Source organism: Chitinophaga parva (assembly GCF_003071345.1).
GTDB lineage: Bacteria > Bacteroidota > Bacteroidia > Chitinophagales > Chitinophagaceae > Chitinophaga > Chitinophaga parva.
Genome location: NZ_QCYK01000001.1, coordinates 81,547 through 95,388, shown reverse-complemented (window position 1 = coordinate 95,388; position 13,842 = coordinate 81,547). Strand labels below are relative to the sequence as shown.

Genomic DNA, 13,842 nt, shown 5'->3' with positions numbered 1-13,842 from the left:
CATTGAGTGCACCGTTAGACATACTACAACAGTACTGGGGCCACCAGGCCTTCCGCCCGTTGCAGGCGGAGATCATACAATCCGTGATGGATGGACATGATACCCTGGCGCTGCTGCCCACCGGCGGCGGCAAGTCCGTGTGCTTCCAGGTACCGGGCATGCTGCTGGACGGTGTATGCCTGGTGATCACACCCCTCATTGCATTGATGAAAGACCAGGTGCAGGCGCTGCGTAAAAAGGAGATCCCTGCCCAGGCCATCTACTCCGGCATGACGATCACGGAAGTGGAACGCATCCTGGAAAATGCCCGCCGCGGGTACTATAAATTTCTATATGTATCGCCGGAAAGGCTGCAGAGCAAGCGTTTCCAGGACTATTGCGATGGACTGCCGGTATCGCTCATCGCGGTGGATGAGGCGCATTGTATATCCCAGTGGGGCTATGATTTCCGCCCGGCCTACCTGCTGATCGCAGAGATCCGCAACTTTTTTCCCAAAGTGCCGGTGCTGGCCCTCACGGCATCTGCCACGCTGCGGGTGCAGGATGATATCGTGGAAAGGCTCCGCCTGCACAACGCGCGCCGCTTTACCAAAAGCTTTGCCCGCGCTAACCTTTCTTACGCCGTGCGCTTTGAAGACGGGCGCATGGCCCAGTTGCAGCAGGTATTGCAGAAGGTGCCTGGCACTGCGATCATCTATTGCCGTAACCGGAAGCGCACCCAGGAAATAGCTTCCCTGCTGCAGGCGCAGGGTATCAGCGCCCGGTTTTACCATGCCGGCCTGCCCGCGCAGGAGCGCCACCAGCGCCAGGATGATTGGATAAAGGGCGATACCCGCGTGATCGTGTGCACCAATGCATTTGGAATGGGCATAGACAAGCCAGATGTGCGCCTGGTGATCCACTACGACATGCCGGATAGCCTGGAGGCCTACTACCAGGAGGCAGGGCGCGCAGGGCGCGATGAGCAGAAAGCCTATGCCTTGTTGCTTTGCCAGGAAGCGGAGCTGGAAAACATGCAGGCCCGCGTGGCGCTTCAATTTCCCACGGAAGAAGAGATCCGCCACGTGTACCAGTGCATCGTTAACTACCTGCATGTGGCCATTGGCAGCGCGGAAGGCAGGTATTACGATTTTGACATCAACGATTTTACCCGCACGTTCAAACTCAATATCACCGTGGTGTACGCCGCCGTGCGCATCCTGGAGCAGGAAGGCGTGCTGCAGTTAAGCGAAAGCATCCTGCTGCCCTCACGGGTAGGTTTTGTGACCAACAAGGAAGCGCTGTATGCCTTTGAAGAAGCGCACCCGCAGATGTCGCCACTGATCAAAGCCCTGCTACGCACGTATGAGGGTATCTTTGATGTGCCAGTGCGCATTTATGAGCGTCAGCTGGACCGCATCCTGCTGCAGGAAGAAGATGAGATCATGGCAAACCTGCGCTTCCTGGACCGCAGTGGCATCCTGCAATATGAGCCCCGGCGCGATAAGCCACAGCTTTGCTTCCTACAGGAGCGGGTGGGCGTAAAGCAACTGCGGGTGAACATGCAGGTGATTGCGGAGCTGCGCAAAGCTTATGAAGAAAGACTGGCGGCCATGCTGGCCTATGTGCGCAATGAAAGCACCTGCCGCACCAAACAGCTGGTCGCTTATTTTGGAGAACAACTGGAAGCAGATTGCGATGTGTGCGACATTTGCCTGCGCAGGAAAGCAAAGCCACTGAACAAGGATGGCTTTACACAATTGCAGGACCGCATTACCACCCTGCTGAAAGCCACACCGGCAGACGTTTCCGGCCTGCTGGCGCAAATGCCCGGCGTGGAAGAGCCCCGGTTTTTTGAAGTGCTGCAATTCCTCATCGCGGAAGGCCATGTGCTGCGCGACCGGGATGGCATGCTGCGTTGCCGCGAATAGTTTGTACTTTCATCCTCCTGGACCCATATTGCTTGATCTATGAACCAGCCTGACATATTAGAACCCGGGATCACCCGCGAAGCTGCCCGCCCGCAAAACCTGAAGGCTGAAGATCTCCCGCTGTTCCAGCGTTACTTATCTGTGACCACGCCGCCGGTGTTATTAAAACGGCTACGCCATGCACATATCCTGAAAGACCTGGTTTTCACTTTCCGCCCCTTTCATTTTTATACGGAGTACCGGCCCCTGGGCCGCCCCAAACGTAGTACCCTGCTGAAGCGCCTGCTGCGCGTGTTTTATCCTGTCCGCCGGCTGGAACGCGCCATCTGGATAACGGATGAATGGACGCAGGAATATTATCACTGGTACGTGGATGGCCTGAGCCGCCTGGAAGCCGCAGCCACAGCGGTGGGCAAGGAGGTGCCGGTACTGCTCCCTTACTATTATGAGCAGGTGCCTTATGTAGTGGAAAGCCTGCGCCTGCTGGGTTATAAAGCGGTGTATTATGGGCGCAAAGAGCATGTAGTGGTGAAGGAACTTTTGATGCCCGGCTACCCGGCATACTGGCACTTGCCACCCCCTGCGTTGTTCAAGGGCTTGCATGAACAACTGGCACTGCCTGCGGCACCGCCCCCGCACCGTAAGGTATATATCAGCCGGGCGCGTGCCCGCGTGCGCCGCATTTTAAATGAAGATGCCGTGCAGGCATTGATGCAGCAGCATGGCTTCGGGGTCCATTACATGGAAGATTACACACTGGCCCAGCAAATAGCCCTCATGGCGGAAACCCGCGTGCTGGCCGGGTTACATGGGGCCGGCTTTACCAACATGCTGTTCATGCAAACCGGCACCCAGGTGCTGGAGCTGCGCCTGGCAGGAGAAAAGGAGTTCAATTGCTTTTTTAACATGGCATCAGACCTGGGCATCCGTTATTACTACACCACGAATCACGGCGACAACAACAGTGGTTACAATGCAAACATCACCGCCGACCTGGCAGCGCTGGAAGCCGCGCTGCAGGCCATGGGCGCATGATACGTTGGCCGGGCATTACTTTACACCCGGGGTTCCGGGAAGCCGTACTGTAAGCCATGGGCGCATAATGCATTGCCTGAATATTGTTACTTTACACCGGTAATTGACCGCCTGCATGAATCTTCCGCCCAATATATTATACCCGGGATATGCCGTTGAAACAGACCGGCCGCAAAACCTCCGGCCGGAAGACCTGCCGCTGTTTGCGCGCAATCTTTCGCTGGACATACCGCCCGTTACTTTGCAGCGGGTTGCCCATGCACAGGTGCTGAAGGATGTGGTGCTCTCTTTAAAGCCTTTTCATTTTTATATCGCGGAAACACGGGTGGTGCCGGTGAAGCCATCCAAACTGCTGAAACGCTTACCCCGCCTGCTGCTACCAGCGCGCGTGCTGGACCAGGGCCTTTGGATCACACACGAGTGGGGACAGGCTTACTACCACTGGTTTGCCGACGTACTATGCCGCCTGGAAGCGGTGCGTGGCATAGTGGATAAAGCAGTGCCGGTACTGCTGCCGCAGCATTACGCCCGTTACCCTTACATCGTGGAAAGCCTGCAAATGTTGGGCTGCACACCGTTTTATTATAAGCCTGGTGGCAGGGTTGTGGTGAAAGACCTGTTCCTGCCCGGCCTTGCCGCGCCCATGGGGCTTTTTTACCGGGAGGTGGTATGCCGCCTGCGGGACCGGCTGGCAGATAAGCCCGCGCAGCCCCCCCATCGCAACGTATTCATCAGCCGCGCCAAAGCCAGGGTACGCCGCATCCTGAATGAAGATGCCGTGCAGGAATTGCTGACGGCCTATGGTTATGAAACCCACTACATGGAAGATTACACGCTGGCGCAGCAAATAACCCTGATGGCAGAAACCCGCACCCTCGTTGGGCTGCACGGCGCGGGCCTTACCAACATGTTGTTCATGCAGCCCGGTGCCGGGGTGCTGGAGCTGCGCAATGCCGGCGATGATCATTCCAATTGCTTCTTCAATATGGCGGCAGACCTGGGCCATCGCTACTACTACACTACCAATGCCGGCAACAGCACAGACACGTATGATGTGAGCATCACCGTAGACCTGGCAGCACTGGAAGCGGTATTGGAAAGGATGCAATAAGTGTGTTTTACTGCAAGCTTCCTAAAAGCAAAGGCCCCACCAAGTGTGATGAGGCCTTGCCAATATTTGCACAAGCAGCGCTGTACACGTGCTATCTGTTAAATAACACCCCTCATTAAAACCAGCTCTTCGTTTTCTTCCCACCCAATCCTAACGCACCGAGTAAACTGCGTGTGATCATAGAGGCGGCGGTACGTTCTACCTGCCGGGCAGCCTGGCTGTTGAGCACCTGCTCCAGGATGGTGGGCTGGGGCTTGGCGGCTTTGCCCGCAGGGGCGGCGGGGGCACTACCGCCGGCGGCTGGCGGCGGCGCAGCGGCAGCATTCAGCTTGGCTGTGAGGATCTCGTAGGCGCTTTCACTGTCTACGTTGTCGTTGTATTTTTTTACCAGGGCAGATTTATTCACCAGGGCGTCTATTTCTGCATCAGTGAGCACGTCCATGCGGGAGCGGGGGCTTACCAGCATGGTAGCGGCCAGCGGCGTAGGTTGCCCTTTTTCATTGAGGCAGGTTACCAGCGCTTCGCCAATACCGATCTGGGTAAGTAGGTCTTCCGTTTTATAGAAATCGCTCAGGGGATAGTTTTCAGCGGTTTGCTTAATGGCCTTGCGGTCATTGGCCGTAAAGGCGCGCAGCGCATGCTGTACCTTCAGGCCCAGTTGGCCCAGCACGGAGGGCGGTACGTCCATGGGGTTCTGGGTGCAGAAGAAGATGCCCACGCCTTTGGAACGGATCAGTTTAATGATGGTCTCTATCTGCTGCAGCAGTGCATCGCTGGCTTCCTGGAAAATGAGGTGGGCCTCATCGATGAACATGACCAGCTTGGGGCGGTCCTGGTCACCGGTTTCCGGCAGGGTAGCATACAGTTCCGCCAGGAGGCTGAGCATGAAAGTGCTGAACAGGGCCGGTTTGTCCTGGATATCATTTACCCGCAGCACAGAGAGCACGCCGCGACCGTCATCGCTGATGCGCATCAGGTCGTCTACCTCAAAGGATTTTTCTCCGAAGAATTGGGCGGCGCCCTGTTGCTCCAGGGCTATCACCTTGCGCAGGATGGTGCCGGTGGAGGCAGTGCTTACCTTGCCATAGTCTTTTTCTATTTCGTCTTTGCCTTCATTGCTGATGTACTGCAATACCTTTTTGAAGTCTTTCAGGTCCAGCAGGGGCAGTTTATTGTCGTCGCAGAACTTGAAGATCATGGCTACCAGGCTGGCCTGCGTATCATTCAGCTCCAGGATCTTGGAGAGCAGGATGGGGCCAAACTCGCTGGTGGTGGCGCGGAGGTGCACGCCTTTCTGCTGGCTCAGGGAGAGCAGTTCCACCGGGTAGGCGGTAGGCTCGTAAGTGCCGCCTATCAGCTCATAACGGTGCTTGATGTTGTCATTGAGCGTACCGGCGGCGGCTACCCCGCTCAGGTCACCCTTGATGTCCATGAGCAGTACGGGCACGCTGGCATCGGAAAGGCCCTCGGCGATCACCTGCAGGGTCTTGGTTTTACCGGTACCGGTGGCGCCGGCAATGAGGCCGTGGCGGTTCAGTGTTTTCAGGGGCAGGTTCACGTAGGCGTTGGGCACTACCTCCCCGTTGAGCATGGCGGCGCCCAGTTTGATGGAATCGCCTTTGAAGGTGTAGCCGGCGTTGATGGCAGTAAGAAATGCGGTGTTGTCAGCCATGCGGATGAGGTTTGCGGTGTAGAAATGTATTACAGTTCTTCTTCCCTTTCAAGAAGCAAGATGGCACTTTGCGGCACAATGAAAAATTTCTCTCCCTGGTACATCACCTCCGTGGCGCCGGTGGCCAGGAATATGGCCAGGTCGCCCTCTTTCGCCTGGAGGGGAATGTATTTGGTCTGCTCCGCTTCTGGTTTCCAGCTTTCGTCCTCGCTGCTGGGCACCGGCAGGGCGTACCCGGGGCCGGTCTTCAGCACATAGCCGCTCTGCACTTTTTCCTTCTCGCCTACGCCTGGCGGCAGGTACAGGCCACTGGAAGTACGTTCATTGTCTTTGGAAGGGCGGATCAGCACGCGGTCGCCTACTACGATCAGTTTCTTCAGTTTATTATCAGTTGTAAGATGCATATCAATAGAAAATTCTACCAGCAAAGATAAAATTTCCTGCAGCACACTACAAGTCCGCCAGGCGCAGGGTGTCCTTTACGCGGATGCCTTTTTCCGTGAGCTGCAAGGTGGCGCATTCCACCTTGGGGTCGTGCTCAAAGAAGAGGACATAAGGCTTGTCCAGGGCCTCCTGCAAAAAGGCCTTCTTTTCCGTGAGGGTGGTCAGGGGGAACATATCATACGCCATCACATACGGGATGGGCAGGTGCCCTATGCTGGGCAGCAGGTCTGCCATATAAAGGATGGTGTGGTCCTTGTAACGCAGCTGGGGCAGCATCATGCTGTCCGTATGCCCGTTTACAAAGCGCACGTGAAAATTATCGGCGAAGGCCACGCCGTCAAAGCCGTCAATGAAATTTAACTGGCCGCTTTGCTGGATGGGCAAAATGTTATCAGAAAGGAAGGAGGCTTTCTCGCGCTCGTTGGGCTGTGTGGCCCATGCCCAGTGCGATTCATTGCTCCAGTATTTTGCATTCTTAAATGCTGGTACAAGGTTGTCGCCCTCCCGCACAATGGCGCCACCACAGTGGTCAAAGTGCAGGTGGGTGAGGAATACATCGGTGATATCATCCCGGTGAAAACCATACGCAGCAAGGCTTTTATCGAGCGTATCATTCCCGTGCAGGTAGTAGTAGCTGAAGAACTTTGCATCCTGTTTGTTACCAATACCGGTATCCACCAGGATGAGGCGTTTGCCATCTTCGATCAGCAGGCAGCGCATGGCCCAGGTGCACATGTTATTTTCATCGGCGGGGTTCAGCTTATGCCAGATGCTCTTGGGCACCACGCCAAACATGGCGCCGCCATCCAGTTTGAAAAAACCCGTTTCTATGCTGTAAAGTTTCATGCCAGTTGCTTTTGTTTTTGCTGTGCGGAGAAAACCCACAACAGCCCAATGATGAAGAATACACCCAGTGCCAGCACGGACTGGCGCATGCTGCCGGTCAGCTGGTGGATGAAGCCAAACGAGAACATACCGATCACAATGGAGATCTTTTCCGCCACGTCATAAAAACTAAAGAAGGACGTAGTATCCTCCGTTTCCGGCATCAGCTTGGAATAGGTAGAACGGCTCAGGGATTGAATGCCGCCCATTACCAGTCCAACCACGGACGCCAGTATGTAAAAGTCTGTTGCCGTTTGCATGAAATAGCCCGCAATACAAATGCCAATCCAGATCAGCACTACGATCATGATCACGCTGAGGTTCCCTATTTTGCCAGACAGCCATGACATCAGGTTAGCACCTGCAATGGCCACCAGTTGTATGATCACGATGGTTACAATCAGTTTCGTAGCATCCAGGTGCAGTACCTCTGCCCCAAAGAAAGTGGCGGCCAGCATTACGGTCTGTACGCCCATGCTGTAAAAGAAAAAGCCCGCCAGGTAACGTTTCAGTACCGGCAGGTGCTTTACCTGCTGCCATACCATACCCAGCTCGGTAAAGCCATCTTTCCAGATATTGCCCTTTGTTGTTTTAGGTGCCCTGGAGGCCGGAAGCACTGCGAAGGTAAGCTGTGCGAACCCGAACCACCAGATACCCACCAGCAGGAAGGTAATGAGCAATGGTTTTACCGGGTCTTTCATTGTCAACACCATGGCAAAGCCAATGAGCTGCAGCAGCACAGAGCCAATATATCCCATGGCAAACCCTTTGGCACTTACGCGGTCCCGGTCTTCCGGTGCCGCTATTTCCGGCAGGTAAGAATTATAGAACACCAGCCCTCCGCAATACCCGATGGTTGAAAACAGCAGGCAGGCCAGCCCATACAGGGCCATGGTTTCGCCGGAGCCAAATACGCTGTCTTTAAAAAAATACAGGGCGCTGCAGGCAATGCTGCCCAGCGTAGTAAAAAAGCGCAGGAAGATCTTTTTATTGCCCCGGGTATCTGCAATGGAAGACAGGATAGGCGACATCAGTGCCACGATGAGGAACGCCAGCGCGGCGGTATAATCATACAACACGCTGTTGTGAAACGTGCTGCCAAACAGGCGGATATCCGCCGGGGTGGCTTTGTTAAAATAGATAGGGAAAAACGTGGTCGTGATCACCAGGTTAAAAACAGAGTTGGCCCAGTCATACATGGCCCACCCGTTAAGCACTTTTTTAGGCGCAGTGATTTGCATATCAATTTGGTACTAGGTCTTAGGTACTCAGTACAAGGTACGTAGTATGGAAAACAATTCGTATTAATCTCATGAGAAAAAATTGCACCATGCCCCGGGTGCCGGGTCAGGCATACGCCGTATCGAAGAGCGATTACAAACGGGAATTGCCAACCCGTAGATGCAAAGCAGTTACCATGCAATGTACCTGAGACCAGCTATTTATAATCCAGGATAGAAAGCCTTTCCTCGCACATAAAGTACTCCTGTTCATCATTGGAGCTGATGATCAGGGTGCGGCCGGCCGTATATTGGGCAATAAGGCCCTGGTAAAGTTTGATACCGGTAGTATCCAGGTTGGTGCAGGGCTCGTCCAGCAGGAGCACGGGGGTGTTGGAAAAGATGGCCAGGGCCAGTTTTACGCGCTGGCGCATGCCGCTGGAGTAATGGCGCAATTGCTTGTCTGCCGCATGTTCCAGGCTGATGGCGGCGATTACTTTTTCCGGGGTGAAGCCGGGCAGCAGCTGTTTAAACTGAAGATGGAATTGGAGGGTTTCTTTCAGGGTCAGCTCTTCAATGAGCTCCAGGGCCGGGGCGGCCAGGCTGAAATACTGGTAGAAAGTATCGGCAGGCACCGGCTGGTCTTGCAGATGGTAACTTACGCTGCCTTCGTTCTGGTGCTGGTGCCCGCTGATGACCTGCAATAAAGTGGATTTCCCTGAGCCATTGGGCCCCAGGATGGCATAGCGCCCACCCGGCCGGAACGTGTAAGTGACCTTACGGAAGATCCAGTCGTAATTATAGCGCTTGCCGGCCTGGTTAAGAGATATCGTCATTATTGCGGGAAGTATAGCCTTTCATGATGCCACGGGGCGAATCACGGATGAAGGAGAGGATCTCGTCACGTTCATCGGTAGCCGGGAATTCGGCTTCAATGATGCGCATGGCCTTGGACGTGCTGTAGCCTTTTACGAACACCACTCTGTAAATATCAAGGATGTGATTGATCTTTTCCAGGGAGAATCCACGGCGTTTCAGGCCAATGGAGTTTACGCCCACGTAAGACAAGGGCTCACGGGCAGCCTTTACGTAAGGCGGCACGTCTTTGCGCACCAGTGAACCACCGGTTACAAAAGCATGGGAGCCGATCTTTACGAACTGGTGCACGGCTACAAGCCCCGCCAGTACTACGTAATCGCCCACGGTGATGTGGCCGGCCAGGGTAGTGCTGTTGGAGAAAATGCAGTAGTCGCCCACCTGGCAATCGTGTGCAATATGGCAATAGGCCTGGATCAGGCAGTTCTTGCCGATGACGGTTTTTCCTAAGGCTTTTGTGCCGCGGTTTACGGTCACAAATTCACGGATAGTGGTGTTGTCGCCAATTTCTGCTGTGGTTTCTTCTCCGGCAAACTTGAGGTCCTGTGGAATGGCGGAAATTACGGCACCAGGGAAAATGCGGCAGTTCTTCCCGATGCGGGCGCCTTCCATGATCGTAACATTGGAACCGACCCAGGTGCCCTCTCCGATCTCCACGTTCTTGTGGATCACGGTGAAAGGATCAATCTTTACGTTAGGCGCTACCTTGGCGTCCGGGTGAATGTACGTGAGCGGATGAATCATTGCTGTGTTTTACCTTCTTTTACAATTTGTGCCACCAAGTCTGCTTCTGTAGCTACTTTGTTGCCGATGAAAACGGTACCACGCATTTCCACGATCCCTCTGCGGATGGGGTTGAGCAACTCCATCTTGAGGACCATCGTGTCGCCCGGTACCACGCGTTGTTTGAATTTACAGTTATCGATCTTCAGGAAGTAGGTGCTGTATAGTTCGGGATCGGGCACGGTGTTCAGCGCCAGGATGCCCCCGCACTGCGCCAGTGCTTCGATCTGCAACACGCCCGGCATTACCGGGTTGCCGGGAAAGTGGCCCTGGAAGAACTGCTCATTGAAGGTCACGTTCTTGATGCCGATCACCTGGCTGTCGCTCAGTTCAATGATCTTGTCCACCAGCAGCATCGGGTAGCGGTGCGGCAGGGTGCGTTGTATCCGGGTCACGTCAAAGATCGGTGGCTGGTTGGGGTTGTAGATCGGAACGTTTTGCGCGTGCTTGTTTTTCTTGATGTATGCTTTGATCTTGCGGGCAAATTCCACGTTGGAAGCGTGGCCCGGGCGGTTGGCGATCACATGCGCATTGATGGGGAAGCCCACCAGTGCCAGGTCGCCGATCACGTCCAGCAGTTTGTGACGGGCCGGCTCGTTGGGAAAACGCAGGGATACGTTGTTGAGGATGCCTTCACGCTGTACGGCTATTTCCGTACGGTTAAAGGCCTTGGCCAGGGGGGCCAGTTCCGCATCCGTCATCTTGCGGTCTACCACCACGATGGCGTTGTTAATATCACCACCCTTGATCAGGTTATTTTTCAGCAGGTATTCCAGCTCGTGCAGGAACACAAAGGTGCGGCAGGGCGCTATTTCCCCGATGAAGTCCTGCATGCCTTTCAGGTTGGCGTGCTGGGTGCCCAGAACGGGCGAGTTAAAATCGATCAGCGTGGTCACGCGGTAGTCTACGCTGGGCATAGCCACCATTTCCACTTTCTTCTCTTCATCGTAGTAAGAGATATTCTGATCAATGGAGTAATAGATCTTTTTTGCATCCTGGTCCTGGGTACCTACTTTCAGGATCACTTCCACAAAAGGCAGCGCGCTGCCATCCATGATCGGCACTTCAGGGCCGTCTATCTCCACCAGGCAGTTGTCTACACCGGTGCCTACCAGGGCGGCCATCAGGTGCTCAATGGTACTTACGCGGGCACCGTTGTGCTCCAAAGTAGTATTGCGGGAAGTGTCCACTACATAATCCACGTCCGCCTTCACGGTGGGTTGGTCCGGCAGGTCTACGCGCTGGAAGCGGATACCGAAACCGGGAATGGCAGGTTTTAAAGTGATGTTCACCTGTTTTCCCGAGTGTAAACCAACGCCCGAAAATGATATAGGCTCGTTCAGCGTGTGTTGGTTCTGCCGTTGTGTATTGTCCATCATAATTAGCTAAAAAAGGTATTACAGTTAAAGTGTAGGTCAAGGTGGGTGGCGTACGCCGGCGGCCATCACGCGGGCTGCTTATCAGATACCTGCTTTCTCTGCCAGCATTTGCTTCACCATGTCTTCCAGTTCTTTCACGCGTTTTTCAAGCTCGGGCAAATTTCTAAAAATTGCCTGACTTTTCAGTGAACTTTTATAATCAAACGCCGGGGAACCATTCACGGCGGTGTTGGTTTCAGTAATGGATTTAGACAACCCGCTCTGTGCATTGATCTTGGTACCATCCGCCAGTTGTATGTGGCCTACAATGCCTACCTGGCCACCGATCACGCAGTTTGCCCCGATCTTGGTACTGCCGGAAATGCCCGTCTGGCCTGCAATTACGGTGTTGTTGCCAATGTCTACGTTGTGAGCTATCTGGATCAGGTTATCCAGCTTCACCCCCTTGCGGATCACGGTGCTGCCCATGGTGGCGCGGTCTATGGTGGTATTGGCTCCAATCTCCACGTCGTCGTGGATCACCACGTTGCCGATCTGCGGTACTTTCTTATAACTGCCATCGGGCTGAGGGGCAAAGCCAAAGCCATCGCCACCGATCACGCAGCCTGCATGCAGCATTACGCGGGCGCCAATGATGCAGTTGTCATACACCCGCACACCGGGGTACAGGATAGCGTCATCCGCTACGGTCACATTATCGCCCAGGTATACGTTGGGGTAGATCTTTACATTATTGCCCAGCACCACATTCTCGCCCAGGTAGGCAAAAGCGCCTACAAACACGTTCTGGCCCATCTTCACGGAAGACGGAATGTAAGAAGGCTGCTGGATGCCCACCTTATTGCCGGTCAGCTCGCGGAATCTTTCCAGGAGCAATGCAAAGCTGCTGTAAGCATCCTTTACACGGATGAGGGTGGGAGATACCGGCTTTTCCAGCACCAGGCTCTCATTGATGATGAGGATGGATGCCTGCGTGGTATAAATAAATTCTTCGTACTTCGGGTTGGCTATAAAGCTCAGCTTCCCTTCGCCCGCTTCCTCTATCTTGGCTATGTTATTGACTTTTATGTCGGGATTCCCCTCTATTTTACCATCCAGCAGGGTGGCTAATTGTAATGCGCTAAACTGCATAATGTTATTTTGAAAAGTGACCGATCCGGCTTTCTTCGGAACCGCAGATTCACACGTTCGCGATGTTTATCCCTGAAACGTCGGTAGCCTGGATTTTCGGATGACAAATGTAGAATTTTTTTACTGGTATAGCCAGCGTATGACTGACTAATGCATTATCAATAGAAGAAATATCTTTTACGGTGCCATCCTTGAAAAGTATATTGATGCGCTCGTTTGCCACATTGTAGGCGCGGAGGCTGGCTGTGCCAGTAAATACAAAGTAATGCAGGTCTTCCGCGGCAATGCCCAGCTGATCCTGTATGCTACGGTCCAGCACGTCCGTGACATTCTGTTCAAAAGGCTCCCCGCTGAGCACTACTTTAAACAGGCGGCGGTTTACCAGCCAGGTGCAGAGCAGGCTCAGGATGCGGTCCGGGTGCCGGGCCCATACCTTTACGGCGCCCATGATATCGTAATCATCCAGGCGGCAGAACTCCTGCAGGCATTCCGGGTTTTCCTCAAAGTGGCGCCCGGTAATGTGCCGGTACAGGAAAAAGCGCAGGGCAGGCGAGCAGAACAGCTCCTGGCCCTGGTGCGCCAGGTATTTAGCCCTTTCCAGGATCTTTACCAGCATGTTTTCGGCGCTCAGCACCGTTTTATGCAGGTACACCTGCCAGTACATAAGGCGGCGGGCCACGATGAATTTTTCAATGGAATACACGCCTTTTTCTTCCACCATCAGCTCTCCCTGGTGTACGGTGAGCATTTTCAGGATACGGTCATGGGCTATCACCCCTTCTGCTACCCCGGTATAAAAACTGTCGCGGTTCAGGTAGTCCATCCGGTCTACATCCAGCTGGCTGCTTACCAGTTGGTGCAGGAATTTTTTATGGTAACGGTCATTAAATATCTCGATGGTGAGGCGGAGGGCCCCGCCCAGTTCCTCATTTAATTGTTCCATGAGCCACTGGCTCAGTTGCTCGTGCGATACGCCTTCCACGATGGTGCTTTCCAGGGCGTGGGAGTAAGGGCCATGGCCTATGTCGTGCAGGAGGATGGCCAGTTTGGCGGCTATTTCTTCTTCCCCGGTGATCTCAATGCCCTTGCTTTTGAGCTCCGTCAGGGCGCAGCTCATGAGGTGATAGGCGCCCAGGCTGTGGTGGAAGCGGGTGTGCATGGCCCCGGGATACACCATATTGGCCAGCGCCATTTGCTGTATGCGGCGCAGCCGCTGGTAATATGGGTGAGAGATCACGGCAAAAATAAGCGGATGATCGATGGTGATGAAGCCATACACCGGATCATTCACGATTTTGCGCTTGCTGTCGGTCATTGAAATTCGCTTTAGGCCAGTGCAAAACTACTGTAGTTATTAATTCTTTATTATTTTTTACGTCAGTAGTTTGTATTTATT

12 protein-coding genes are annotated in these 13,842 nt (G+C 54.1%); 3 read left to right on the top strand and 9 right to left on the bottom strand.

Going from position 1 to position 13,842, the window contains the following annotated elements:
* Nucleotides 1-2: 2 nt before the first annotated feature.
* The 3 genes from DCC81_RS00435 to DCC81_RS00425 all read left to right on the top strand — a co-directional run bounded on the left by DCC81_RS00435 (nucleotide 3) and on the right by DCC81_RS00425 (nucleotide 4,056).
* Nucleotides 3-1,910, top strand: a complete 1,908-nt coding sequence (locus tag DCC81_RS00435; RefSeq protein ID WP_108684631.1) for a RecQ family ATP-dependent DNA helicase — start codon at nucleotides 3-5, stop codon at nucleotides 1,908-1,910.
* A gap of 39 nt (nucleotides 1,911-1,949) precedes the next feature.
* Nucleotides 1,950-2,945: a glycosyltransferase family 61 protein gene (locus DCC81_RS00430; RefSeq protein WP_108684630.1), complete on the top strand. Its 996-nt coding sequence runs from the start codon at nucleotides 1,950-1,952 to the stop codon at nucleotides 2,943-2,945.
* Nucleotides 2,946-3,060: 115 nt separating this feature from the next.
* A complete protein-coding gene (locus DCC81_RS00425; RefSeq protein ID WP_108684629.1) occupies nucleotides 3,061-4,056 on the top strand; it encodes a glycosyltransferase family 61 protein in 996 nt (331 codons plus the stop codon).
* Between the two features lie 115 nt (nucleotides 4,057-4,171).
* On the opposite strand, the gene DCC81_RS00420 is transcribed toward DCC81_RS00425, so the two are convergent.
* The 9 genes from DCC81_RS00420 to DCC81_RS00380 form a co-directional block, all read right to left on the bottom strand.
* Nucleotides 4,172-5,728 carry a helicase HerA-like domain-containing protein gene (locus DCC81_RS00420; protein ID WP_108684628.1) on the bottom strand — a complete coding sequence of 519 codons (1,557 nt, stop codon included), beginning with the start codon at nucleotides 5,726-5,728 and terminating at the stop codon, nucleotides 4,172-4,174.
* 29 nt (nucleotides 5,729-5,757) lie between these two features.
* Entirely contained in the window at nucleotides 5,758-6,132 is a 375-nt protein-coding gene (locus DCC81_RS00415; RefSeq protein ID WP_108686416.1) for a co-chaperone GroES, read from the bottom strand.
* A 46-nt stretch (nucleotides 6,133-6,178) separates the two neighbouring features.
* Entirely contained in the window at nucleotides 6,179-7,018 is an 840-nt protein-coding gene (locus tag DCC81_RS00410; protein ID WP_108684627.1) for an MBL fold metallo-hydrolase, read from the bottom strand.
* Entirely contained in the window at nucleotides 7,015-8,298 is a 1,284-nt protein-coding gene (locus DCC81_RS00405) for an MFS transporter (protein ID WP_108684626.1), read from the bottom strand. Before DCC81_RS00405 ends, DCC81_RS00410 begins: the two co-directional genes overlap by 4 nt.
* Nucleotides 8,299-8,495: 197 nt before the next feature.
* Nucleotides 8,496-9,113 (bottom strand): ABC transporter ATP-binding protein, encoded by a 618-nt coding sequence (locus tag DCC81_RS00400; protein ID WP_108684625.1) that lies wholly within the window; start codon nucleotides 9,111-9,113, stop codon nucleotides 8,496-8,498.
* Nucleotides 9,097-9,897 carry an acyl-ACP--UDP-N-acetylglucosamine O-acyltransferase gene (gene lpxA, locus DCC81_RS00395; RefSeq protein WP_108684624.1) on the bottom strand — a complete coding sequence of 267 codons (801 nt, stop codon included), beginning with the start codon at nucleotides 9,895-9,897 and terminating at the stop codon, nucleotides 9,097-9,099. Before lpxA ends, DCC81_RS00400 begins: the two co-directional genes overlap by 17 nt.
* Entirely contained in the window at nucleotides 9,894-11,312 is a 1,419-nt protein-coding gene (locus DCC81_RS00390; protein ID WP_108686415.1) for a bifunctional UDP-3-O-[3-hydroxymyristoyl] N-acetylglucosamine deacetylase/3-hydroxyacyl-ACP dehydratase, read from the bottom strand. The genes lpxA and DCC81_RS00390 overlap by 4 nt, the downstream gene beginning before the upstream one ends.
* An 84-nt stretch (nucleotides 11,313-11,396) precedes the next feature.
* Entirely contained in the window at nucleotides 11,397-12,446 is a 1,050-nt protein-coding gene (gene lpxD / locus DCC81_RS00385) for a UDP-3-O-(3-hydroxymyristoyl)glucosamine N-acyltransferase (protein ID WP_108684623.1), read from the bottom strand.
* A 49-nt stretch (nucleotides 12,447-12,495) separates the two neighbouring features.
* Nucleotides 12,496-13,761: an HD domain-containing protein gene (locus DCC81_RS00380; RefSeq protein ID WP_108684622.1), complete on the bottom strand. Its 1,266-nt coding sequence runs from the start codon at nucleotides 13,759-13,761 to the stop codon at nucleotides 12,496-12,498.
* Between the last annotated feature and the right edge of the window lie 81 nt (nucleotides 13,762-13,842).